This is a genomic window from Thalassolituus sp. UBA675 (genome assembly GCF_002297765.1).
Taxonomy (GTDB): Bacteria; Pseudomonadota; Gammaproteobacteria; order Pseudomonadales; family Oceanobacteraceae; genus Thalassolituus.
In genome coordinates this window covers 87,668-110,287 of the sequence record NZ_DBNJ01000025.1, presented here as the reverse complement: position 1 = coordinate 110,287, position 22,620 = coordinate 87,668, and the positions used below count along the sequence as shown (strand labels likewise).

Genomic DNA, 22,620 nt, shown 5'->3' with positions numbered 1-22,620 from the left:
CCGTTTTATCGGGGCAAGATCACTGGTTTTCCGCTACGCTCCAAACCAGCCGCAAATGCGGGCGTTATGCGTACTCGTAGGCTGTATCCATGTTGAGTAAGATCTTGATTTACATTATTTCAGCAGCGTGCTTAATTGCGTTGACTTACTGGATATATCTGTACATAACCGACGCTCCAAAAGTAGTGAGCGTTGAGCGCGGAGTAATAAGCTCACACCGTGGCGAATCAACATTTGTTGAGTTAGAAAGTGGTGCAATAATCGAAACACCGATTTATGAGAGTCAGCAAGGTTCTGAAGTGCTTGTTGTTGTGAAATCGGGTAGGAGAACGGGTAACATCTCATACCTAATATCTAAGCCTTCAAAGATCTTGATAGCAGTAGACGCTGACAGTTTCGATGAAGACGGCAATTGGAAGTAGCGCATAACAAGGCCAGTAACAGCGAGCAATTTTTCCGTCGCTTTTTCGTGGCGGGCGCTACGCTGCCACAAAAAATCCACTCCAAAATTGCCGCGTTCTGGCGGCGTTAGGGGTCTTAAAAGCATATAGTTACGTCAGCCTAAGCGTCAAAAAGAGTGCGACGCAGTGAAGCAAAACGGCTAGAATTATCCCATGATAAAAGCAAAAGTTAAGCTCTGTGATATAGGGTAAATGTATCGCTTAGGTTGTGGGGCAACAGGTATTAAAAACTGTACTGTTAATTTAGCATTCTTCGCTTCGTCTTATATGAAAAGCGAAGGGACTGAATAAAATTCTAAGCGCGTTACAAATAAGGTACTTCGGGAGCAGCCATCACCCCCTGAAGTAAATGAATAAAAAAGCACTAGGGGAATGAGCAACTCCGGAGAGACGTATCAAAGTCCGAAGTGAATTAAACCCCTAACAAAAAGCTGCAACGGACTCCGTATATTTGTCACTTTTTATGCAAAGAGCCGCATAAAAACCGCCAAATATACTACGCCGTTGAGCAAGGCGTTATGCCTCACAGCCAACTTACAATCTCATTCAAATTAGGAGATAGAAAATGAAAATAGTTATCGTCATAGCACTCTTTTGTGCAGCAGCAGTTGTTCCGTCATTCGCTCAGACATCACTTTATGACCCATCAATCGAGCACGAGCCGAAGGATGGTGTCGTCAAACTGTATGGTGCTGGGGGGCCGAATACCGCCTTCAAAAAAGTCGCTGAGGTCTGGGAAAACCGTTCGGGTACCAAAGTGGAAATTATCGCCGGGCCTGAAAGCAGATGGTCTGCTGATGCCCAGGCAGATGCCGATATACTTTGGGGTACTTCGGAGCAGTCGATGACGGCATTCCTGCTAACCTACAAGACCTTCGACCCCAGCAAGGTCGAGCCGATCTATATCAGGCCCACCGTTATAGCCGTTAAGGCCGGCAACCCAAAGAATATTCAGGGCTTTGACGCGCTTCTAGTGGAAGGAATGAAAATCGTCGTTACGGAGGGCAAGGGCATCTACAACACCTCCGGAACTGGAACATGGGAAGACGTCGCCGGACGCATGGGCTCGCTGAATGACGTCGCGCAGTTTCGTAAGAATATCGTGTCGTACTCGCTCGGTTCTGGCGCCAGCTTCAATGCGTTCAAGGAGCTGGACGCTGATGCCTGGATTACCTGGCCGAACTGGCCGATCACGCACCCCGATGTATTGGAGCTTGTTCGCTTAGATGAAGACCGAACGATCTGGCGAGATGTCAATGTAGTCATCTCACCTGACGCAGACCGTGAGGCGCAGATGTTCCTAGACTTTCTGGTTACCGAAGAAGCCCAAAAGATAATGGCCACCGAAGGGTGGCGGAGATAATCGCTATTTATTAGTTGCCCCATAATTCGATGCATAACAAGGCGCTGCACCGGACGGCAATTCCGCTGCGCTCCATTGCCGCCGGTGAGCTTAGTCGTTATACAGGGCGTTCGTCTTGACGTACGTACCGAGAGGCGTACACTTGGTGAAAAGTTAAACACGCAAGAGGTGCGTTATGACCGGAATCACTGCAACTGAGGCGCGCAGCAACCTTTATCGGTTGATTGACGAGACCGCCGAGTCCCACCAACCAATCGTCATCATGGGTAAGCGGAATAAAGCTGTTCTGGTATCCGAAGAAGACTGGTCTGCTATTCAAGAAACACTTTATCTGCTCTCCGTACCCGGTATGCGGGGGTCTATTCGGGAAGGGATGGATACCCCCGTGGATGCATGCGATGAGGAGCTGGACTGGTGACATGGAAGTTGGTTTACACCAAGCAGGCCCAGAAAGATGCAAAAAAGTTGGCCTCCAGCGGCCTCAAACCAAAAGCCCAGGAACTGTTAGCGCTAATAGCGGAAGATCCTTATCGCAAGCCGCCTCCGTTTGAGAAGCTAATTGGTGATCTTGCGGGGGCCTATTCGCGTCGCATTAATATTCAGCATCGCCTGGTCTACCAAGTACTGGAGGACGAGCAAGTGGTGAAAGTCCTCAGACTCTGGAGCCACTACGAATAATGCATAACCAGCCGCTGTTGCCGGACAATTTTTCCACCGCTTCGCGGCTCCAAAATTGCCGCAAAGCTCAGCGTTAGGCTAAAAGCTTAACTTTCATTATTGCGTCTTTGTTGCTGATAGTTGGAAGGTGTCATTTTCATTTTCTTCTTAAAGAGACGACGAAATACGCTATCGTCCGTATAACCCAGAGAAAGGGCGATTTCCTTTACGGACGTATTGGTGGTTGCTAACAATGTGCAAGCATGGCTTATTCTAACCCCGTCAATAAAGGCTTTGGGGGTTTCTCCGGTTAACTCTTTTAACTTACGATTTAGCGTACGTTCAGATACAGCCATTATTTTTGCCAAATCACCAGCGCTCATGGTTTGGTAGTGTGCTTTACGAATGGTATATTCCGCTTTTGCAAGGAATGGATTGTTTGAAGCCTGATACCCCTCCGGCACATACAGGTTTTGAGATTTTGGTATCGCATCAACGACAGAAAAATCAGCCACAACCTTCGCCGTTTCAATACCAGCAAGCTTTTTCACTACATGCAATGCAATGGTAACCCAGGAAAGGGGGCCACCAGCAGTGATGATACCGTTATCATCAATTAATTCACTTGCCCATACCGCATTCGCCTTTGGGAATCGTTGCTTTAATTCATCATGTAACCACCACGTGGTAGTGCATTTTCGGTTATTAAGTAAGCCCGCCTCTCCAAGTGCAAATACACCGCTACAAGAGCCACACATGAGCGCTCCTTTTTTATATTGTGTAGCCAACCATGAGCAGGTAAGCATATCTGTAGTGGTTTTCGGTGGGTGTCCTTGACCATTTGGAATAAACCCAGGTACCAACACTGCATCGCAATGCTTAATTGAAGCAAAATCAGAGTCGACCTCAAAATTACGCCCATGCCCGTCAGTTATCGGCTGCCCATCATGATTCGCCAAAATCACGTTTGGGTGCCAGTCCACCTTCGAAAGTGCTCCATCTCCAGACTTCTGCACAAAATGCAAACCACTTAATGCAAAGATATCAACCATGCCCATAAGCCCTGATGGTAAGGCGTTATTCACTGAAAGAATCACAATTGTCGTCATTCATACACTCCAAAAAACAATGGCAGATATTGCATGTATGGTGTCTTTTTTGTCACTACTGGTCAAGCTGAGCCAAACCCTACAATGGCACCTCGATTTCAACGTAAGGGGAATTTATGAAAATTTTCAATCCTATGCGTAAAGCAAGTATTTATCTAACTGTATTTCTATTCATTTTAATGAATGCGTCTATATCACGCTCAGAAGTACCAAAACAGGAGACTATCATGAAAGAAGCAACCTATATTCCATTTGAGGCTAAGTCTGGACAAGACAAAGAGCTAACTGCTTTTCTAAAGGAAGGCGCAACATTGGTCGCGCAAACTGAACCCAATACCTTGTATTGGTATGCGCTTAAAAAAAACGATGGCAGTTTCGGAATTTTTGATTTTTTTCCAAATGAAGCGGGCCGGTCAGAGCACTTTGCAGGGAAAGTAGCAGCCGCATTAAATACCAATGCAGATACGCTCGTAGCGCATGGTTGGGATAAGGGGGTTGTTGCTAATATTTCTAACTTTAGCATTTTATCCTATAAAGAACCTGACACAGACTTAGAAAATGCTACAAGCGCAACTTATATAGTGTTAAAAGCCCAACCAGGAAAAGAGCAAGAATTACAGCAGCTATTAATCGGAGCCGCATCTGTTGTCGCACAAACTGAACCAAAAACGTTGTTATGGACATCACTTAAATTAGATAGCAACACTTTTGGTATTTTTGATACCTTTACCGATGAGGGTGGAAGAGAAGCTCACTTTGCCGGGAAAGTTGCTGCTGCCCTCAAGGCCCAAGCGGATGATCTTGTCGTTGGCGGCTGGGATAACGGTGTTCTAAACAACATTCATAATTTTGAGATTATTGCAGAAGCTGGTAAATAATTTTGGTCTTCTAGCTTGTATGCTCACAATTAGCCTGACAAAGTGTTCAACTGGACCCTTAAAAGCGCGGCGGGACGCGCAAAAAGCGCCCGCCCAAAGGCCGAGCGTTAGTTTAATAAGGAAAGGAAATCACTTGTCAGAAACACTGAGAGCTTTGAAGCCACCTGGACTAAGGTCTGGAATGATTGGCCTGATTTCCCGTTTTCAGGCACCTACTGGCGCCCTCGCCGTGGTGATCTGGTGTTCTATCGCAGTAATACAGGCATAGGCGGGGGATACCAACCACGTTGTTTTATCACTCGGCCCTGACAACGCGGACAATATTGAAGTTATTTCGTTTGGCGAAGGTTTGCAGAATCCGGCGCAGCCTGCCGTCACTCGCGGTAAGTACGTTGCTCCGCCCTGGTATTGAAGGGTTTTAACTAGCACACTGCTACACCGTCTGTGAAAGCTGGCGAATATCTTTCATCGGCGGCGCCCCAAACAGACGGCTATATTCTCGGCTGAATTGTGAGGGGCTTTCATAGCCGACCTCAAAGGCCGCTTTTGATGCATCGAGGTGTTCTGCCAGCATTAGTCGACGCGCTTCATTGAGCCGCATTTTCTTCTGAAATTGCAGTGGGCTCATCGCAGTCATACTGCGAAAGTGGTTATGAAATGCAGAGACGCTCATTCCCGAGTTATTCGCCAGGTCTTCGACTTTTACTGGCTTACTGAAGTTTTCTTTCATCCATTCGATGGTGCGGGCAATCTGGTAGCCATGGTTGGCGTTCGAGGTAATAGCGCGTAAGCGTGGGCCTTGGTCGCTTTTCAGTAATCTATAGAAAATTTCTTGCCGAATAAGGGGGGCGAGAGGCACGATATCTTCTGGCTGACTCGCAAGACTAAGAAGTCTGCAGAAGGCATCATTCAAATTTCCGGGCACCCGGCTGACTCCGATTCCGCAGCGGTCTGTCTGTTTCTTATCCGGCGTTATCTGATTATCTATCATTAGTTGTGAAATCAGGCGAAGGTCGAGTTCCATGGTCAGGCCCAGATAGGGCTTCTCGGGTGAGGCTTCAATAATTTGCGTGACGACAGGAAGCTCAACTGAGGTTATCAGGAAGTGCTCGGCGTCGTAGATGAAGGTCTCTTCTCCAAGGAATAAGCGTTTACGTCCCTGGCCGATCAGGCAAATGCTCGGAGCTAGCATATAACTGGTAGGGTCGGTGGGTTCGGTCCAGCGGTGAAGACTCAGTCCTGGTACATCGGTATCTATGCGGGCTTTCTGTCCGATAAGGCTGGCAATGAGGCCGCTTAGCTTGTTGTCCAAGGCGCTATCTGAACTACTTATTGAGGTGTTTGTGGACATTCGCTCGCCCTGTCGGCTGCTTTCGATTAGGTCTCTTTATATTAGCACTGGCTTGAGGGCAGGGTTGAGGCTCTCTGTTGTTGATTGTAGTAATAGGCAAGGATCGGCAATTTATCGGCAAGTGTGATTGTGTGTGGTGTCTTGAATAATAAGATCTCAACTGATTCGTTTGTATCACCGTTGCACCTTAGGGTTGCGATCTTTCCGCTGGAGATATTACCTATTACACTCTATTCCTCAGGCTTCTATGTTATTCAGTAGCTTCTAAGGGCTTTAATCAGAGTGTATCCAGCGGATCAACATCGATGTGCCAGCGTACTTTGTTGAAGCCTTTTAATTCCTGAAGTTGTTTCAATGCCGCATCGAGCGTCTGGTGCAAGGCCTTACGCTCGCTGCAGAACACCTGTAGCTGAAAACGGTAACGGCCGTTCCTGCGTTCCATGATTGCAGGCACCGGGCCGAGCAGTGTGACGGGGGCGTCTTTCTGGCCGTATTGTTTTAACCAGTGTTGCAGTATGTGCCGGGCCTGTTCGAGAAAGCGTTGAGCCGTCGCTCTGTCTTCACATTCGCTGCGTAGCATGGCCATGTGGGAGTAGGGCGGCAGTTGCTGATCTAAGCGCTCGCGCAATATCGAGAGTGCCAGCGCGTGATAACCGTCATCGATTAACAGGTTGAGTTGCGGGTGGTCGGCATAGAGGGTCTGAATCCAGACATCGCCGGGAGACTCTGCCCGGCCAGCACGCCCGGCGACTTGCTTAATTAACTGCGCCGAGTGTTCCATTCCCCGGAAATCTGCACTGAATAATCCAGCATCGCTGTCGAGTATTACCACCAGTGTGACGTCGGGAAAGTGATGGCCTTTGGCCAGCATTTGCGTACCGACCAGAATGCATGGATCACCAGTATGAATTTCTTCAAATAAATCATCGAACGCCTGCTTCGTACGCACGGTATCACGGTCAACGCGCTTTACGGGTGTTTGCGGAAATAACACGGACAGATGGTCTTCAATGCGTTCAGTGCCCTGACCGATGGGTTCAATATCCGGCGAGTGACACTCCGGGCACACTTTCGGCACGGGTTGCTGATAGTCGCAGTGGTGGCAATGCAGGTGCGGAGGATATTGGTGCAGTGTCATGCGCGCATCGCAGCGTCGACACTCTGCATTCCAACCGCATTGTTTGCACGCTAATAAGGGGGCAAAGCCACGACGGTTTAAGAATACCAAGACCTGCTTGCCGCGATTCAGGTGTTGCTGCATGGCGCTGAGTACTGGTTCGGCAAAGCCGTGCACCAGAGGTTGATGCAGAATACTGTGGAGCTTCATGCCCGGTGGTCTGGCATTTCCGGCACGACGGGTCAGTTTTAAATGCAGGTATTTGCCTGTTAATGCGTTATGCAGACTCTCCAGCGACGGCGTTGCAGAGCCAAGCAAGACAGGTACCTGAGCCTGATGGGCACGCACGAGTGCAAAATCCCTCGCCGAGTAGCGCAGGCCATCCTGCTGTTTAAAGGAGCCGTCGTGCTCTTCGTCGAGAATAATCAGGCCCAGGTCCGGCAGGGGGGTAAACACCGCTGAACGGGTACCGATCAGAATCCGCGCCTGACCTTCACGCGCCTGTCGCCAGCCTTGCAGTCGTTCACGATCATTCAGACCCGAGTGAAGCAGTGCGACGGGCACATTAAAACGTTCCTGAAAGCGGCGCACGGTCTGCGGTGTCAGGCCGATTTCAGGCACCAGCAGCAGCGCCTGTTTTCCCTGTTTTATTACCTTATCGATAAGCTGGAGATAGACTTCAGTTTTGCCTGAGCCCGTCACGCCTTCAAGCAGACAGGCCTTAAATTTCCCCAGTACGTCAGAGACTTTTTTCACCGCCGATGCTTGCTCGTCATTTAGCTGCAATGCCGGTCGGACGGATTCAGGTAGTGCAGGGACTGGCAGTCGTGTCTGTTCCTCGATTAATCCGAGCTCGGCCAGCTTACGGCACTGGGCCAGCGAAAATCCCTGAGCTGTCAGAAATCGATGAGCAATGTATTCCTGTCGCTGAAACTGCTGCCACAATGCCAGCTGCTTGCTGCCTTTGAGTGCTGGCTCTGTATTGGGTGAGGCGATACGTTGCCAACCGCTCTCATCGGCCTCGTTCAGTCCGGCGCCGCGCCGTAGCATGGTCGGTATCCAGTGTTCGAGCACGTCCCCCAGACTGTGGTGATAGTAGTCTGACATCCAGCGGGCAAGACTGAGGTCACGCGGAGCCAGTAACGGTGCGTCATCCAGCCGTGCTAACAAGGGTTTGAGCTTATTCGTGGGAACTTCACTGCTGTCACGGGTGCCCAAGACAATGCCAGTGAGCAGCTGTCTGCCAAAGTCTGCACGAACCCGCTGACCGGGTTGGTAGTTTTCTCGGGCGTCACCCTCTACCGGCAGGTAGTCGAAGGTGCGTAACAGGGGGACGGGCAGAGCGACGTCGACAACATAAAAGGACATGAAAAAGCTTGCTGATACGGAATGCTCTGGTATTATGCGCGTCCTTATTGCCCTTGCAAGGGCATATTGTATCTATAACAAGCCAGTAGCGCGGTGCATACCGATATTGGGCCCAGCTTGAGAGATCAGGCAAAGAAAGTGGTCCCCGGGATGTGGCGGCGCGAAGACTGTGAGGTGATTTATGAAAGACGGTATTCATCCTGAGTACGCTACCCTGGAAGCAACCTGCTCTTGCGGTAACGTAGTTAAGACTCGCTCGACCAAGCCAGGCACTATGTACCTGGACGTATGTTCTGCATGCCACCCGTTCTACACTGGTAAGCAGAAAGTTCTGGATACTGGCGGTCGTATCGACAAGTTCCAGAAGCGTTTCGGTGGCTTCGGCGGTAAGAAGTAATCGACGCGTTCTGAAAAAGCCCGCTTCTGCGGGCTTTTTTGTGCCTGCTATTTCTCCCATATCCACCTTTTCGTTAGTCATCTTTTCTTAGCCACCTTTTGTAAGCGCTTACTGACCACTTTGCGCTCTGGTATCTGAGTCTTCTGATTTGATATTCTGAAATGCAGTCGGGACGGCCCGGCCAGCATCCCGCTGAACACCACTGGACGGCCAGTCACCCTGAAACCTATGGGAGACTGATATGCAAAGCCGCACCAACCTTCACAAGCAAACACCCCTCCGTCGATTCTCATCCATTCCTGTGATTGATATTTCAGGTTTGTATTCCGCTGTGCCTGCTGAGCGTCAGGCGGTTGCAGACAATATCCGCGATGCCGCAAGAGACGTTGGTTTTTTCTATGTCTGCGGACATCGCGTTCCCGAGGCAGCGACCGACGATCTGGTCGCGTCTGCAAAGCAGTATTTTGCTCAGCCATACGAACAGAAGATGCAGAATTACATCGGTTTGTCGCAGAACCACAGTGGTTACGTTCCAGAGGGCGAAGAAGTCTTCTATAGCCCGGGCTCAAGTTCAGACGTGAATAAACCCCGGGATCATAAAGAGGCGTATGATGTTAACTACGACCTGAGTGATCTCAGGTATCGGAGGCCGATGCTTGGCCCAACGCTCTGGCCAGACGATGCCGATTTCAAAGCGAAAGTGAGTTGTTACTACGGCCACGGAACCGAGCTCGCAAAGGTTCTGTTCAGGGGCTTTGCTCTTGCACTAGGGCAGGAGGAGACCTTCTTCGATGGCAAGCTGATTCGTCCACCGAATCAATTGCGCTTGATTCATTACCCTTACGACCCGGGCGTGCAAGACACCCAGGGCATTGGTGCGCATACGGATTACGAATGCTTCACCTTACTGCTACCCACCGCCGATGGCCTTGAAGTGTTGAATGAGGAAGGGCGCTGGATTGATGCTCCGGTCATACCCGGATGTTTTGTGGTTAATATTGGCGACATGATGGAAATACTGAGTAACGGTCATTTCAGAGCAACTACCCATAGGGTGCGTAAAGTGAAAGAGGAACGTTACGCATTCCCGCTCTTCTGTACCTGTGATTACGATACGGTCATTGAGCCTGTGATGGCCCCTTGTGAAGGGGTTGAGAAAAAGTATCAGCCGGTCAGGTGCGGTGATCACTTGTACGCTCAGACCATAGATACATTTGACTACCTTCAGAAGCGACTGCGTTCGGGGGACATTGAACGCCCGGAGACTCAGCCGGGCGTTGGCTTTGGCCGGGAGGAGCGGGCTCTATGACACGGAAACGATGGATAGAAAGCCTGTTGGATATCGCTTGTACGCAGGGCGCCGTCTGGCCAAGGAACTCGGTTCCTGAGTGGATGTGCGGTGCTTTCCGGCGGCGATGCATCAGTTTTGCTAATGGGTTAACTGATACAGACACACGGGTGTTCTGGCTTCAGTCTGGAGCGCTGACGATAGATCTGCGTTTGCCGCTCGAATACGAACAGCAGGCGGAGCCTGATAATAAGGCGGATTACGAAGGCTGGTACGCGCACAGTGTCTGGCAACATAACTTGCTCGACTGGCAGGGAGGCGTGTCTTCGCTGAGTGAAAACCGTTGGCCCGAGCCCGCAGAGCTAAGGCGTGTGGGCAATTGCATGATGGAGTTCGCGCCAAGCGGCGCCTATGTTGAAGACTGGCGCCTGTTAAACAGTGTACCGGGGTTATTCGTCGGTCTGGAGTTGATCGGTGAAGAAGACCTGACGACCGGTGCCAGCCGCGAATTACAGGGAGCGCTTATCCTTGCTGGTGACTGCATGGGCGCTGTTATAAACAGACCGGCGGAAGAGTTTATCACGGATATCGGCGAGCTCGAGGGTGATGAGATCATCATCCGCCACTCCCGCGATATTCAAAGAACAGGGAAGGCTATGTTCAGCGCTCTGTTCGAGGCTGACGACGGAGAGTTTTTCCACAATACAAGTCAGCCCGAACAGATACGGCTGGTGGCTGGTCAGAAGTCCTGGTCGTTTCGTATTGATACTCTTGTTGGTGACTTTCACTTCGCCCCCGGTACTTCGCAGCCTGAGAATGCAGAGCGTTGGTTTAAACAATTTCAATCAACGCTTGGCCGTTACCTCCGGCGGGTTGTGTGAGTGCTCTAATTAGCCCATGCCGGGCAATTCTTCCAGTGCCTGCTATGCTTAAACGTCAGGTAAATCAGTTGGGTTCTGGAGCCTCCAATGGAAGACGAAAAAGAGTTTGATCTTAGTGAAGGTCAGCGTATTTCTCTGCTTGAGCGAACGGTGTCTTTAAACCGCAAAGTGGTGATTGTACTTGTGGTGCTCTCGGTTATCGGGCTATCGGCGCTATCGACTCTGGGCATTGTTTCGCTACTGAAAGAGGATATCGCCTACGCCAAAGCAACAGAGCTTGAACTGGTGAAAAAGGAAAACGAAGCTTTGCGCATTCAGATGGCGGCGTTTGAAAAATCACTGGTGCAATACCGTAAGATTATGGACACCAGTCAGGCGTCTGGCTTTAAAGAAATTCTTCTCGATCAGGAGCAGAGCTACCAGACGCATCTCAGTGCGTTAAAACAGGGGATGCGTGATCTCGCGAAAATGATGCCGGGTTCGCGTACCTGGTTGGAGATGTATGACGAACAAATGGACATCGCATTGGAAGAAAGCCGCCAGCGAGTTCAGGAACTGGCGGCCATTCAGACATCTGAGCTCAGGAAGAAACCAGCAGCAACGACGCCCTGAATCAAGATAAGTACTTAGCCGCGGTGGTCAGAAACAAAAGGATTGTGCTGACGCTCGTGGCCGAAGGTTGAATTCGGGCCGTGCCCACAAATAAATTCAATATCGTCGCCCAGCGGAAACAGCTTCTCGCGGATGGACGAGACCAGCTCGTCGAAATTTCCTTTAGGAAAGTCAGTACGACCAATCGACCCGTTAAAAATAACGTCGCCAACTAAGGCTTTTTTGCTGTCTTTATTGAAGAAGACAACATGCCCAGGTGTGTGTCCTGGCGCATGGATAACCTCAAGTGTCACGTCACCCACTGTAACCGTATCGCCATCGTTCAGCCATTGATCCGGAGTGAATGACTCAACGTTGGGAAATCCGAACATCATAGATTGCTGCGGCAACGACTGGATCCAGAAGTCATCTTCCTTATGAGGACCAATAATGGGAAGGCCGAGGTCGCGTGCCAGAGCTGCAGTGCCTCCAGCATGATCAATGTGCGCATGCGTCAGCAGAATTTTGGTCGGGTTCGCACCCATTTTTTCAATCTGCGCTTTGATTTTATTAATTTCACCGCCGGGGTCTACGATGGCGGCTTCTTTGGTGTTGTCACACATCAGAACAGTGCAGTTCTGCTCAAAAGCAGTGACAGGAACAATGGCGATCTGCAAAGCCATGAAGGCCTCCTTAAAATACTTCTACTACGTCAGGTGACTGACCGGCGAACTGCGGCATGGTCATTCCTGCACGCGCATTAATATAGGTCGGGTCAGTGACTGTGTACTGGCGGCCATTATAAACGACTGCGTCGCCTTTCACCTGACCTGTAAATTCAACGGCTGCGGCCACATGCCCTGGGTAATCCAACAGGACGACGGGCAGGCCCAACAGGTCATGCACCAGCAGCGAGAACAGTGCGGCTCTGTCTTCGCAGTCTGAGGCAGCATAGTGCAGGGTTTCAAGTGGGAACAGGTAGTTCTCAGTATTAAACTGCTGCTCGTCGGTCTGATATTCAAAAGCGTTCTGGACAAAGTTGAGCAGGCGGTTAACCGCGACTTCTTCAGAGTGCCCCTGTAACAATGGCTTCAGCTGTTTAGTGAGCTCGGCCCGTGTCGCTGCGGGCAAATTGAGAATCGGATAGCGTGGCAGGTTCAGCTGGGGCATGGAATCCAGATAACGGATCTGCTCCGCTGGGTAACTAACGACAACATTCACTGTTTCTTCGCCCTCCTGATAACTGAGCGTCCGCTTGCGGATATCTCCCGCCCCGTTGAAGCGTTCAGGCACTTTGAAGGCCACCGCACGTGACGCTGTCTCGTGTTGCTTGCCGTAGGTGTAGACCTTTCCTGCAATTCGTACATCACCATTGAGTGGCAAGGCGTAGTAGCGTTCACCACTGAGAGTAAAATACGTAACGCCATACACATCGTCGTCAGCAGGCATTAGCAGGTAAAGGCGGTCGTTGTAGGCAAGGCGGGCGTCATAGCCGAGTTTTACGAGCATAAACCAGCTCAACATAATGCGGCTGTCGGCATTTCTCGCTACGGCCTCAGAGTAGTCGGAGACAAGCCGTGCCGTTGCCCAGTCGCTCAGCGACAAAGACGTCTTAGTGGCATTGAGCTGCTCTAAGGCGGGTTTGAAATCACTCCGTGCTAACGCTTCCCACGCTGAGGCAATAGCGTCGGAGGAGGGCCTGGATGAAAATGCACGTGGCATGGCTTTGTTGTAGGGCAGGCGTAAAGCGTGACCATAAAAGTTAATACTGGCGGCAGGGCCTTTAATTTGCGGCTGGGGTGCCACTTTGACCGGCGTTTGCTCTGGCGTTGTGTTGTCGGGTTCGCGAGTCGGTGTCGGAACAGGCACACTTACGACTGGCGTAGGTTCGGTTGTTATGTCTTTTGGTTTTTCTTCAGGAGTATTAACAGGTGTATTAACAGGCGGTGCTTTGGGGATGTTTGTGGGTTTTGGGGCCTGATCTTCTTCCTCGCCTGACTCGGTATCGACCGGCTCCCAGCGCTGCTTCAGAAATCCGATAAAGGCTTTGTCGTTTTCGTCGAGATAGCTCTGAAATTCTTGCTGAGTCGTGGCGCGCCAGCGTTCGTAATCGCTCATACCTGGGTTCGCGACGACAGAAAGAGTAGCTGCGCTGGCGACGACACCGCTGGCTATCAGGGTGCAACGGATAAGATGTTTCATTGGATCTCCCCCAAAACAAAAAACCGGTACAGAGTTACCCCGGTACCGGTCTGGATATCATACGCTGAGCTGACTCAGTTCATGTTCAGCATTTCTTCGCGCATTTCGTCGAAAGACTTCTGAGCCTGAAACTTCTGCCACAGAGCTTTCTCGTTGTTCATTGAGGTTTTCAGGGCCTCTTCTGCCAACTGGTTAACGGTGTCGGCGTCGAGACCAACGAGAACCACCATGCCGCCGCTAGGCGTAGGCATCTGACGGAAGATCTTGCTGCCAGTCAGTGTCTGCTTGGTGATCTGTTTGGTTGTCACAGAGTTTACCTGATCAACTGTTTCGTCGTCCGCTGTACCCGTGGTTTCGGCGTACTGTTTGATCATGTTCTGAACTTCTACCTGCATGGTCTGAGCAAGTTCAACGCGCGCGGCAGTCGCTGCCATTTGCTTCATGAAGTTTGCGCCAGCGGCAGATTTATCGGCGTAACCGACGGCGGTCAGGTCGACGCCATCAACAGGGGCACCACAGACCCACGCAGGAGCAGGCTGCATGCTGCCATCGGCGAAGACACACTCAGCAACTTGAGGTGCCGGTTCGTTAGAAGAACACGCAACCAGCAGAGTGGCGGCAGCGGCAGTAAACAGGTGACGGATATTCATCCTTAATCTCCTACAGGTATTTTCAAAAGACTCGTTCGAGAATAGCCGAAGCAATATTAAAATACTACCGCACTCAGACGGCTACTCTCACCACTTGTGATCTGAGTCAGAATCAGTGCTGATGCCCGCCAATGCCGTGGGCGTGGCCGTGATCAAGCTCTTCTGCAGTCGCTGCACGAACGTCCAGAATCTCGACGTCAAAATGTAAGGTTTTTCCGGCAAATGGGTGATTAGTGTCAACGTCTGCCATGAAACGACCGACCTTTACGATGGTCACCTGACGCTCGCCCTGATCTGTGTGTACAGAAGCGACCATGCCTTTGCTCCATTTCTTTGAGCCCTGAAGGTGCTTGACTGGTACGCGCTGCACTGAACCTTCAACGCGGTGACCGTAGCCATTTTCTGGTGTTACAGTGATTTCGAGCTTGTCACCGGCCTGCTTGCCTTCGACAGCTTCTTCAAAGCCCGGGATCATGTTGTTGTGGCCCTGCAGGTAGGCAATCGGATCATGGCCCGCAGTGGACTCAATCTGTTTGCCATCGGCATCTTTAAGGGTGTAATGCAGCTGAACAACCGTATCTTTGGCGACAATCATGAGCGTTTCCGTAGTCTGTGTATGGTGTGGTTAACTGTGATCATTAAGGCGCGAAGTATCCGGTATCCGCGTGTTTACTGCAACGCTGGCGCCTCTGTGCGATAATCCACCCCTGTCCGGACTGGCAAATTTGTCTTGCCAGTCTCAGGAGGGGAACCCGGTGAAAATCCGGGGCTGTGCCCGCAACTGTAAACAGTGGCTTTTATCCGGTCGACTGTCAGCCAGATTGCCTCCCGGACGTGCAAACCAATTTCTATGATCGAGCGGGTTACTCGATGATGAGCTCTCTGTTCGGGCGGCTTAGGCTGCGTTCCCGAAGTGCGTCCATCATCCGTATTCCGCCCATAATGTGACGATTAGCGTGACAATATTTGTACCGATGCGCGGATACCGATGGTGAATCAGTCCTCACACAACAGCTACACCTCTGGCGATGCTGAACTCGCGCATATCGCTGTTGAGCACTTATCGCTGACTATCGGTGCGAAAGCTACGAACGCTATTCTGCGGGATATTTCGTTCGCTGTGGAATGCGGTAGCCTGGTTGGTATTGTCGGGCCGAATGGTGCAGGTAAATCGTCGTTACTCAGAGCAATCTATTGCCATCGCTACGATCAACCGGCCTCGCTGGCGGGGCAGGTGATGATTGCCGGGCACCCGGTACACCTGATGAGCAGACGCGAGCGAGCCTGTAAAATCGCGGTTGTGCTGCAGGAATCGGCACTGCCTTTCGAGGTGACCGTGCGCGAAGTTCTTGCAACCGGCCTGACGCCTCGTAAGCCACTGCTGTCGTTTACCAGCAAAGATGACACCCGGTTAATAGAAGGTATAGCAGCCGACCTCGATCTGACGCGTTTTATTGATCGTGATTTCGGTTCTCTTTCCGGTGGTGAGAAGCAACGGGTGTTGATCGCCCGGGCGCTGGTACAACAACCTCAGATTCTTCTTTTAGACGAACCCACCAACCACCTCGATATTCAGCACCAAATAGAGACGCTCAGTCTGGTCCGGTCATTGGGTGTTACGGTGCTTTTAACTATTCATGATCTGAACATGGCCGCGGCTTACTGCGATCAATTGCTGGTATTGAATAAAGGTCAGCTGGTGGCCAACGGTGAACCCTTCCAGGTGCTTACCAGCGAATTAATTCAGGATGTATTTCAGGTTGCCGCAGATGTTGCTGTGATCCGTAACACTTATACCCATGAACGCCGTATTCGTATTGCCTACGATATGCCTCCGAGTCGGACTATTGCTCCCGGATCAGCTGGAGAGCGCAGGGGATGAAAATGCCGTACGGGTTAACTGTTGCAATAACTTTTTCTGTGCTTTGCCTTTCGGTGATTGGTGCGGCGGCACAAGGCGCCTTTGATCTGTCGCTTCTGAATGTCTTTCAGGGCGTCATTATCTGTCCATGGACGAATGATTGTGCGTTGTCGCCGATCGAACAGCAGATTCTTACGGATATTCGCCTGCCGCGGATTTTTATGGCTTTACTAACGGGCGCTGGTCTGTCGATTACTGGCGCTATTCTGCAATCAGTAACCCGTAATCCGCTGGCTGATCCTTATTTATTTGGTATTTCATCCGGGGCCGCTCTAGGTGCGGTGCTGGCCATGTCTGCTTTCACTGGGGCCTTTTCTGGGTTTCTGGCGGCGACGGGCCTGAGTGTCGTATTTAACGTGGCCACCGGGGCGCTTGCGGGCGGAGCGCTGTCTGTTTTTCTGATGTTGACGCTTGCTGGGAAATCAGCGGTTCAGGTCGAAAAGCTGCTGCTTTCCGGGGTGGCAGTTTCTTTTATGCTCAGTGCATTTACCAGCCTTGTGATTTATTACTCAACGCCAGAAACTGCAGCCACATTATTGTTCTGGCTGATGGGCAGTTTTTCGGGCAGCAACTGGGCTGATCTTATTTTGCCTCTTTTGGCTGTGGTGCTTGGCAGTGGTCTGTTTTTCATATTTTCGCGCTGGCTCGTCGTGATGCAGCTGGGCGAAGAAAGTGCCGCTACGCTAGGTGTGCCTGTACATAAGTTGCGGTTGGGGATGTTGCTGGTGTGCTCGGCAGTAACGGCGATTCTGGTTGCAGAGGTCGGCGGCATCGGATTTGTTGGGTTGATGATTCCACATATTGTGAGGCTGCTCGTCGGCGGACAGTTACACCGGGTACTGCTGATGTCTCTGTTGGTTGGTGCGACCTTTATGATCTGCGTGGATGTCCTGGCTCACTCTTTACTTCAGGATCAGGTTCTGCCCGTTGGTATTGTGACATCCGCGCTCGGCAGTCTTTTCTTTTTTATTATTCTTAAGCAACGACAGAGTCGTTGATGGCAGGTGTTATGTTTTCCGTTTCTCCGGTGTCCCGCTCAAGGGATGCTGCCATTCAGCAGCGTATTGATATGAAAACCAAGCCGCCCGGCAGTCTGGGGCAGCTTGAATCATTAGCGGCTCAGCTGGCAGCGATCACCGGTGTCGAAAAGATCCGACTGCATAAGCCTGCCATGTTGGTATTTGCAGCAGATCATGGCATTGCAGAAGAGGGGGTGAGTATTGCGCCTCCTGCGGTGACGCAGCAGATGGTTAAGAATTTTATTAATGGCGGTGCGGCAGTGAACTGTTTCTGTCAGGTTGCCAGCATGGCTTTGTACGTTATTGATGCAGGCATCCTTAATGCCGTTGAGAGTAGCCGCGTTATAAATCAGCGCCTGGGAGCGGGCACTAAGAATATTGCTAAAGCGCCGGCAATGGCACGCGAAACCGCAGAATCAGGACTAGTACTGGGGGCTGAAATAGTGCGTCAGCGAATCGCAGAAAGCAGTAATGTTTTTGCGTTTGGTGAGATGGGAATTGGTAATACGTCGGCGGCATCGGCGGTGCTCGCTGCTATTCTTGGGCGTTCAGTAGAAGAGACTTGTGGTCGTGGTACAGGCATTGATGATGATGCCTTTGAACGCAAAAAATCGCTCATCGCTGAGGCACTCGAGCGTCATCAGTCGACGCCTGAACCTGACGATACGATGAATATTCTGGCTTCTCTCGGTGGCTTCGAAATTGTCCAGATCACCGGTGCTATGTTGGCCGCGGCTGAGAAGCAATGTGTCATTATGGTTGATGGATTTATCGCGTCAGTAGCGGCGCTGGCGGCGGTCAGAATAGCCCCGCAGGTACGGGATTATATGGTCTTCTGTCACCACTCAGAAGAGCAGGCTCACACTCTGATCCTGGAGGCTCTCGATGCTAAGCCGTTACTGGATCTTGGATTGCGACTGGGAGAAGGAACCGGCGCAGCGCTGGCGTACCCGCTATTGCAGTCGGCGCAGTCTTTTTACAATTACATGGCGAGCTTTGATGATGCAGGTGTCACTGCGGTATGAACAGGTTGAGTGAACAGCTGAACCTGTGGTGGATTGCCGTGGCCTTTTTTACGCGAATACCGGTACCGGCCTCGGTCGAGTTCAGTCAGGCGAGCCTTAACCGCGCCAGCCGTTATTTTCCGGCAGTTGGATGGCTGATCGGCGCTCTGTGTGCGACGGCTCTGTGGTTGTTGATGTTGGTCTTTCCTCAGAATGTTGCTGTCTTGATTTCCATTGCAATCAGCCTGCTGCTTACCGGTTGCTTTCATGAAGATGGTCTGGCAGACACCTGTGATGGGCTGGGCGGCGGATGGACCCGCGAGCAGAAGCTAAGCATTATGAAAGACTCCCGCATCGGCACGTACGGCGCTGCGGCTCTATGGGTGTCACTTACGCTGAAATTCGTTGTTTTATCCCAGTTGATCAACCCGGTTCTGGCACTTCTGGTCGCGCATCCTTTGAGTCGAATTATTCCGACAGTATTTATCGCTGCTATGTCTTATGTCTCTGACGTTGATACCTCAAAAGCCAAGCCTTTGGCTGAGTCAGGCTCGGGTGCGGATACGGCTATTGCGATAATCACAGGTTTAATCGCGCTTATGTTTATCAACAACCCGTTCATTATTCTGTTCGTCTTACTCGTGTTGGCAGGCGTTGCGTACGTATTTCTTAAGCGTCAGATTGGCGGGTTTACCGGCGATGCCTTAGGAGCAGTTCAGCAGGTCAGTGAACTGGCTATTTATCTCTCGTTACTGGCTCTGAGCGGGAGCTTCTCTTGATTCACTTAGTGACGGGCGGAGCCCGATCCGGAAAAAGTCGTTATGCCGAACAGCTTGCTAATGAGCGGGCTGAGATTACCTATGTGGCGACAGCGACACCGGGAGACGACGAAATGGCGGCGCGCATTCAGCGTCACAAGAAAGATCGACCGGCGCACTGGGCGCTGGTTGAGGAGCCTTTTGAGCTGTCCTCGGTCGTGAGTGTGTCGTCGTCAACGCTCCTGATTGACTGCCTGACGTTATACCTCACTAACTGGCTCTGCAATGAACAGCGTTGGCCCGACTTTGAGCAGGAAAAATCCGAATTGCTGAGCGCACTGAAAAAAGCCTCGGAAGTACCAGGGCAGGATATTTTTATTGTCACCAATGAGGTGGGGAGCGGCATTGTTCCCCTTGGTGAATTAAGCCGCCGGTTCGCTGATGAGGCAGGGTGGCTGAATCAGGCCGTAGCCGCCATCGCCGATGACGTTACTCTGGTCGTTTCCGGGTGCCCACTGGCATTAAAACGTAATGGAGTACTGCTTCATGGCTGATGCTCATACTTCGTTGCCGGTAAAAGGCTGCCTGATGGTTCAGGGCACAACGTCTGATGCTGGCAAGAGCCTGTGTGTGACCGCGCTATGTCGGATACTTAAGCGCTGGGGTATTTCGGTGGCGCCATTTAAGCCTCAGAACATGGCATTGAACAGTGCGGTAACGAACGATGGCGGAGAAATCGGGCGGGCTCAGGCGCTTCAGGCCGAAGCCTGTGGTTTGCCTCTGTCGACGGACTTCAACCCGGTATTGTTGAAGCCGAATTCGGATATGCGCTCTCAGGTCATTATTAATGGTAAGGCCGTCAGCGAGCTCGACGCACGACGTTTTGGCAACATTAAAGAGCTCGCATTTGACCATGTCTTAGCGGCATTTCAGCGCCTCAAAGAACAGTACGATGTGGTGATTGTTGAGGGCGCAGGCAGTCCGGCAGAAGTGAATCTTCGCAAAAATGATATTGCCAACATGGGCTTTGCCGAGGCGGTAGATTGTCCTGTCGTTCTGATATCGGATATCGATCGCGGCGGTGTGTTTGCGCATCTTACAGGTACGGTAAATATTCTTGCGGCCAGTGAACAGGCAAGAATTAAGGGCTTTCTGATCAATAAATTCCGCGGCCGGATCGAGTTACTCCAGGACGGCCTCGACTGGCTGGAAGACTACAGTGAGAAACCTGTACTGGGAGTACTGCCGTACATTATGGATCTGCGTCTTGATGCTGAAGACGGAATAAACCGGGCTCTGCATGAAGAAAATCTTAATCAGTCAGACCAACAGCGCATTGTTATTAAGGTGCCGGTGCTGCCACGTATCAGCAATCACACCGACTTCGAACCGCTACTTCAGCATTCTGGCGTTGTGCTTGAGTATGTCACTGCTGGTGGTGACCTGTCGGGCGCTGACCTCATTATCCTTCCGGGCAGTAAGAGTGTTCAGGCTGATCTGGCTTACCTGAGGGAGCAGGGGTTCGATCGACAGATTCTTAAGCACCTGCGCTACGGTGGCAAAGTGCTCGGTGTCTGCGGTGGTTTTCAGATGTTGGGTCAGAAAATTTCTGACCCGGAGCAGGTCGAGGGCACGATCACAGAGTCCGAAGGTCTTGGTTTACTTGATGTCAGTACTCGACTCACCGCAGAAAAGCAGCTTAAGAACGTAGACGGTGTGCTGAGTAACTCCGGGAATAAGATCAAAGGGTATGAAATTCACTGTGGTATCAGTGAAGGGGCAGGCCTGCAGACTCCCTTTTGCTGTCTGACCGATCAGCAGGGAAATTCATACACTGACGGTGCCATATCTGGCGATGGCCAGGTGATGGGGACTTATGTTCATGGCCTATTTGACCACCCGGAAACCTGTGAGTTTATTCTTGAGTGGGTATCTGGTTCACCGGGAACGGCAGAAGATTGGCAAGCACTGCGTGAACGTGAAATTGAACGTATCGCTGATATTTATGAAGAGCATATCGATATGGACGCCCTGTTGGATATCATTCAGTAGGGCAGCTGTCACAGATCATTTTTTAAAAATAGAAATTATCAAATATACGAGGTCAGGTAATGTCGAAGTCAGAAGAAGAGTTGAAGCAGGAACGCCATAAAAAGAAAGCGCAGAAACAAAAAGAAAAGGTTGATGCCAGTATTGCGAAAGCGACAGAAGAGCGCGGTATCGTGATCGTGGTAACAGGCAATGGCAAAGGTAAATCAACCTCTGGCTTCGGTACGGTTGCACGCGCTGTAGGCCACGGATACAAAGCGGCGGTTGTTCAGTTTATTAAGGGGCAGTGGGACTGTGGTGAAAGAAACCTGCTTGAGAATAATGGCGTACCTTTCGCCGTCATGGGCACAGGCTTTACCTGGGAAACACAGGACCGAACGTCTGATATTGCCGCAGCAGAAGAGGTCTGGGCGCACGCTAAGGAATACCTTGCTGACCCTCAGTACCACGTTGTTCTGCTCGATGAGCTGACTTACATGCTCGGTTACGATTACCTCAATAAAGAAGAGGTGTTGAACGCCATCCGTAATCGTCCTGAAAATCAAAGTGTTGTTGTTACCGGGCGTGGCGCAATCAAAGAACTACGAGACCTGGCAGATACCGTCAGCGAAGTAAAAGATGAGAAGCACGCATATCGCGCGGGAATAAAAGCCCGTAAAGGTGTGGATTGGTGATCCGCTGCTTCTTTGCTTTCGCATTGATGCTGTGTGCGTGTTTCGCAGTAGCATCGAAACCGATAGAGCGAATCGTTGCCCTGTCCCCGTCTTCGACCGAGATGCTGTTTGAAATGGGTCTTGGTAAAAGGGTTGTGGGTACCGTCGAGTGGGCAGACTTCCCTGAAGCGGCAAAAGCTATTCCGCGTATTGGTAGTTACGCCGGTATTAATATCGAGGCGCTTATCGCGTTACAGCCCGATATTGTCGTGGCATGGAAGAGTGGCAATAAAGAATCTGATCTTCAGAAGCTTGAAGCGCTTGGGGTGAATGTTCTTTACATCGACCCCAAAACGATGGATGCCGTAGCTGATGATATGGAGCGTTTGGGTAGCGCCGTTGGAGAACCTCAGGCTGGGAAAGAAGCGGCAGGTCGTTTTCGTGACCGCTACAGCGCACTAAAGCATCAGTTCGCCAATGCCGATCCTGTCCGGGTTTTTTACCAGTTATCTTACGAGCCATTGCGCACGGTCGGGCAAGGCAGCTGGGTCGATGCTCTGATCAAAGATTGCGGCGGTGACAATGTGTTTGGCAAAGCACCGTCACACTACCCCGTTGTGGCTTTTGAGAGTGTGATTGCCCGCGACCCTGAGGTCATCATTATGTCGAGCCACACGAACGTGGTGAACTCGAAAGAGGCTTTGTGGAGCGAATGGCCATCCGTCGCTGCTGTCAGGGAGGGGCACCTTATTCCGGTAAACAGCTCAGCGCTGCTGCGTTCTGGCCCGCGGGCGACGGAAGGCCTGGCGCTACTCTGCAACGCGATCAACCAGGCACGGTGACCTGTCTAACGGTTACCGGCAGATCTTCTGCTTGAAATGCCGGTTTCTGCCCCCATCTGTA

General features: G+C 51.1%; 23 protein-coding genes and 1 riboswitch. Of the genes, 16 read left to right on the top strand and 7 right to left on the bottom strand.

The features are described 5' to 3' along the window. Positions 1-1,026: 1,026 nt before the first annotated feature. From B3007_RS10680 to B3007_RS10670, 3 genes are all read left to right on the top strand, one after another. Positions 1,027-1,824: a substrate-binding domain-containing protein gene (locus B3007_RS10680; RefSeq protein WP_068440523.1), complete on the top strand. Its 798-nt coding sequence runs from the start codon at positions 1,027-1,029 to the stop codon at positions 1,822-1,824. A gap of 175 nt (positions 1,825-1,999) precedes the next feature. Beyond that, complete coding sequence (locus B3007_RS10675; protein ID WP_022990187.1) at positions 2,000-2,242, top strand: type II toxin-antitoxin system Phd/YefM family antitoxin; 243 nt, start codon at positions 2,000-2,002, stop codon at positions 2,240-2,242. Further along, complete coding sequence (locus tag B3007_RS10670) at positions 2,239-2,502, top strand: Txe/YoeB family addiction module toxin (RefSeq protein ID WP_068440496.1); 264 nt, start codon at positions 2,239-2,241, stop codon at positions 2,500-2,502. The genes B3007_RS10675 and B3007_RS10670 overlap by 4 nt, the downstream gene beginning before the upstream one ends. An 86-nt stretch (positions 2,503-2,588) precedes the next feature. On the opposite strand, the gene B3007_RS10665 is transcribed toward B3007_RS10670, so the two are convergent. Next, a complete protein-coding gene (locus B3007_RS10665; protein WP_297530850.1) occupies positions 2,589-3,590 on the bottom strand; it encodes a GlxA family transcriptional regulator in 1,002 nt (333 codons plus the stop codon). Between the two features lie 521 nt (positions 3,591-4,111). Between B3007_RS10665 and B3007_RS15665 the strand changes: the two genes are divergently transcribed. Further along, positions 4,112-4,468, top strand: coding sequence for a putative quinol monooxygenase (locus B3007_RS15665; RefSeq protein ID WP_414716223.1), 357 nt, complete (start codon positions 4,112-4,114; stop codon positions 4,466-4,468). Positions 4,469-4,901: 433 nt separating this feature from the next. Here the strand turns inward: B3007_RS15665 and B3007_RS10655 are convergent, their stop codons facing one another. Beyond that, positions 4,902-5,819, bottom strand: a complete 918-nt coding sequence (locus tag B3007_RS10655; protein WP_301376755.1) for an AraC family transcriptional regulator — start codon at positions 5,817-5,819, stop codon at positions 4,902-4,904. 277 nt (positions 5,820-6,096) lie between these two features. Next, positions 6,097-8,304 (bottom strand): primosomal protein N', encoded by a 2,208-nt coding sequence (locus B3007_RS10650; RefSeq protein WP_297530858.1) that lies wholly within the window; start codon positions 8,302-8,304, stop codon positions 6,097-6,099. 181 nt (positions 8,305-8,485) lie between these two features. On the opposite strand from B3007_RS10650, the gene rpmE reads away from it, so the two are divergent. The 4 genes from rpmE (at position 8,486) to B3007_RS10630 (ending at position 11,482) form a co-directional block, all read left to right on the top strand. Then, positions 8,486-8,701: a 50S ribosomal protein L31 gene (gene rpmE / locus B3007_RS10645; RefSeq protein ID WP_068435180.1), complete on the top strand. Its 216-nt coding sequence runs from the start codon at positions 8,486-8,488 to the stop codon at positions 8,699-8,701. Between the two features lie 241 nt (positions 8,702-8,942). Further along, positions 8,943-10,010 (top strand): isopenicillin N synthase family dioxygenase, encoded by a 1,068-nt coding sequence (locus B3007_RS10640; protein ID WP_301376754.1) that lies wholly within the window; start codon positions 8,943-8,945, stop codon positions 10,008-10,010. Beyond that, positions 10,007-10,870 (top strand): hypothetical protein, encoded by an 864-nt coding sequence (locus B3007_RS10635; RefSeq protein WP_301376753.1) that lies wholly within the window; start codon positions 10,007-10,009, stop codon positions 10,868-10,870. The genes B3007_RS10640 and B3007_RS10635 overlap by 4 nt, the downstream gene beginning before the upstream one ends. 87 nt (positions 10,871-10,957) lie before the next feature. Continuing rightward, the gene (locus B3007_RS10630) at positions 10,958-11,482 is read left to right on the top strand and encodes a hypothetical protein (RefSeq protein ID WP_301376752.1); all 525 of its coding nucleotides are present in this window, start codon (positions 10,958-10,960) and stop codon (positions 11,480-11,482) included. A 14-nt stretch (positions 11,483-11,496) separates the two neighbouring features. Here the strand turns inward: B3007_RS10630 and B3007_RS10625 are convergent, their stop codons facing one another. The 4 genes from B3007_RS10625 to B3007_RS10610 form a co-directional block, all read right to left on the bottom strand. Beyond that, positions 11,497-12,138 carry an MBL fold metallo-hydrolase gene (locus tag B3007_RS10625; RefSeq protein ID WP_301376757.1) on the bottom strand — a complete coding sequence of 214 codons (642 nt, stop codon included), beginning with the start codon at positions 12,136-12,138 and terminating at the stop codon, positions 11,497-11,499. Between the two features lie 16 nt (positions 12,139-12,154). Further along, positions 12,155-13,663, bottom strand: a complete 1,509-nt coding sequence (locus B3007_RS10620) for a hypothetical protein (protein WP_301376751.1) — start codon at positions 13,661-13,663, stop codon at positions 12,155-12,157. Positions 13,664-13,737: 74 nt separating this feature from the next. Continuing rightward, positions 13,738-14,313: an LPP20 family lipoprotein gene (locus tag B3007_RS10615; RefSeq protein ID WP_076515723.1), complete on the bottom strand. Its 576-nt coding sequence runs from the start codon at positions 14,311-14,313 to the stop codon at positions 13,738-13,740. A 112-nt stretch (positions 14,314-14,425) separates the two neighbouring features. Then, positions 14,426-14,908, bottom strand: a complete 483-nt coding sequence (locus B3007_RS10610) for an FKBP-type peptidyl-prolyl cis-trans isomerase (RefSeq protein ID WP_068436711.1) — start codon at positions 14,906-14,908, stop codon at positions 14,426-14,428. A gap of 100 nt (positions 14,909-15,008) precedes the next feature. Next, positions 15,009-15,160: riboswitch (cobalamin riboswitch) on the top strand. A 144-nt stretch (positions 15,161-15,304) separates the two neighbouring features. On the opposite strand from B3007_RS10610, the gene B3007_RS10605 reads away from it, so the two are divergent. Genes B3007_RS10605 through B3007_RS10570 form a run of 8 tightly spaced genes read left to right on the top strand, consistent with a single transcriptional unit; the run spans position 15,305 to position 22,559 of the window. After that, complete coding sequence (locus B3007_RS10605; protein WP_301376750.1) at positions 15,305-16,195, top strand: ABC transporter ATP-binding protein; 891 nt, start codon at positions 15,305-15,307, stop codon at positions 16,193-16,195. Next, the gene (locus tag B3007_RS10600; protein ID WP_301376749.1) at positions 16,192-17,232 is read left to right on the top strand and encodes a FecCD family ABC transporter permease; all 1,041 of its coding nucleotides are present in this window, start codon (positions 16,192-16,194) and stop codon (positions 17,230-17,232) included. The genes B3007_RS10605 and B3007_RS10600 overlap by 4 nt, the downstream gene beginning before the upstream one ends. After that, positions 17,232-18,278: a nicotinate-nucleotide--dimethylbenzimidazole phosphoribosyltransferase gene (gene cobT, locus B3007_RS10595; RefSeq protein ID WP_301376748.1), complete on the top strand. Its 1,047-nt coding sequence runs from the start codon at positions 17,232-17,234 to the stop codon at positions 18,276-18,278. The genes B3007_RS10600 and cobT overlap by 1 nt, the downstream gene beginning before the upstream one ends. Next, the gene (locus tag B3007_RS10590) at positions 18,275-19,036 is read left to right on the top strand and encodes an adenosylcobinamide-GDP ribazoletransferase (protein WP_301376747.1); all 762 of its coding nucleotides are present in this window, start codon (positions 18,275-18,277) and stop codon (positions 19,034-19,036) included. Before cobT ends, B3007_RS10590 begins: the two co-directional genes overlap by 4 nt. Further along, a complete protein-coding gene (gene cobU / locus B3007_RS10585; protein ID WP_301376746.1) occupies positions 19,033-19,569 on the top strand; it encodes a bifunctional adenosylcobinamide kinase/adenosylcobinamide-phosphate guanylyltransferase in 537 nt (178 codons plus the stop codon). The genes B3007_RS10590 and cobU overlap by 4 nt, the downstream gene beginning before the upstream one ends. Beyond that, positions 19,562-21,067: a cobyric acid synthase gene (locus tag B3007_RS10580; protein WP_301376745.1), complete on the top strand. Its 1,506-nt coding sequence runs from the start codon at positions 19,562-19,564 to the stop codon at positions 21,065-21,067. Before cobU ends, B3007_RS10580 begins: the two co-directional genes overlap by 8 nt. A 59-nt stretch (positions 21,068-21,126) precedes the next feature. Beyond that, positions 21,127-21,738 carry a cob(I)yrinic acid a,c-diamide adenosyltransferase gene (gene cobO, locus B3007_RS10575; protein ID WP_068436697.1) on the top strand — a complete coding sequence of 204 codons (612 nt, stop codon included), beginning with the start codon at positions 21,127-21,129 and terminating at the stop codon, positions 21,736-21,738. Next, positions 21,735-22,559, top strand: a complete 825-nt coding sequence (locus B3007_RS10570) for a cobalamin-binding protein (RefSeq protein WP_301376744.1) — start codon at positions 21,735-21,737, stop codon at positions 22,557-22,559. The genes cobO and B3007_RS10570 overlap by 4 nt, the downstream gene beginning before the upstream one ends. The last annotated feature ends 61 nt before the right edge of the window (positions 22,560-22,620 follow it).

Excerpts from the sequence above, each read along its gene's own strand:
- B3007_RS10610 (WP_068436711.1), bottom strand. The coding sequence starts at position 14,908 with ATGATTGTCGCCAAAGATACGGTTGTTCAGCTGCATTACACCCTTAAA.
- B3007_RS10620 (WP_301376751.1), bottom strand. The coding sequence starts at position 13,663 with ATGAAACATCTTATCCGTTGCACCCTGATAGCCAGCGGTGTCGTCGCC.
- cobO (WP_068436697.1), top strand. The coding sequence starts at position 21,127 with ATGTCGAAGTCAGAAGAAGAGTTGAAGCAGGAACGCCATAAAAAGAAA.
- B3007_RS10600 (WP_301376749.1), top strand. The coding sequence starts at position 16,192 with ATGAAAATGCCGTACGGGTTAACTGTTGCAATAACTTTTTCTGTGCTT.
- rpmE (WP_068435180.1), top strand. The coding sequence starts at position 8,486 with ATGAAAGACGGTATTCATCCTGAGTACGCTACCCTGGAAGCAACCTGC.
- B3007_RS10650 (WP_297530858.1), bottom strand. The coding sequence starts at position 8,304 with ATGTCCTTTTATGTTGTCGACGTCGCTCTGCCCGTCCCCCTGTTACGC.
- B3007_RS10655 (WP_301376755.1), bottom strand. The coding sequence starts at position 5,819 with ATGTCCACAAACACCTCAATAAGTAGTTCAGATAGCGCCTTGGACAAC.
- B3007_RS10590 (WP_301376747.1), top strand. The coding sequence starts at position 18,275 with ATGAACAGGTTGAGTGAACAGCTGAACCTGTGGTGGATTGCCGTGGCC.
- B3007_RS10630 (WP_301376752.1), top strand. The coding sequence starts at position 10,958 with ATGGAAGACGAAAAAGAGTTTGATCTTAGTGAAGGTCAGCGTATTTCT.
- B3007_RS10665 (WP_297530850.1), bottom strand. The coding sequence starts at position 3,590 with ATGACGACAATTGTGATTCTTTCAGTGAATAACGCCTTACCATCAGGG.
- B3007_RS10640 (WP_301376754.1), top strand. The coding sequence starts at position 8,943 with ATGCAAAGCCGCACCAACCTTCACAAGCAAACACCCCTCCGTCGATTC.
- B3007_RS10615 (WP_076515723.1), bottom strand. The coding sequence starts at position 14,313 with ATGAATATCCGTCACCTGTTTACTGCCGCTGCCGCCACTCTGCTGGTT.
- cobT (WP_301376748.1), top strand. The coding sequence starts at position 17,232 with ATGGCAGGTGTTATGTTTTCCGTTTCTCCGGTGTCCCGCTCAAGGGAT.
- B3007_RS10675 (WP_022990187.1), top strand. The coding sequence starts at position 2,000 with ATGACCGGAATCACTGCAACTGAGGCGCGCAGCAACCTTTATCGGTTG.
- B3007_RS10680 (WP_068440523.1), top strand. The coding sequence starts at position 1,027 with ATGAAAATAGTTATCGTCATAGCACTCTTTTGTGCAGCAGCAGTTGTT.
- B3007_RS10580 (WP_301376745.1), top strand. The coding sequence starts at position 19,562 with ATGGCTGATGCTCATACTTCGTTGCCGGTAAAAGGCTGCCTGATGGTT.
- B3007_RS10635 (WP_301376753.1), top strand. The coding sequence starts at position 10,007 with ATGACACGGAAACGATGGATAGAAAGCCTGTTGGATATCGCTTGTACG.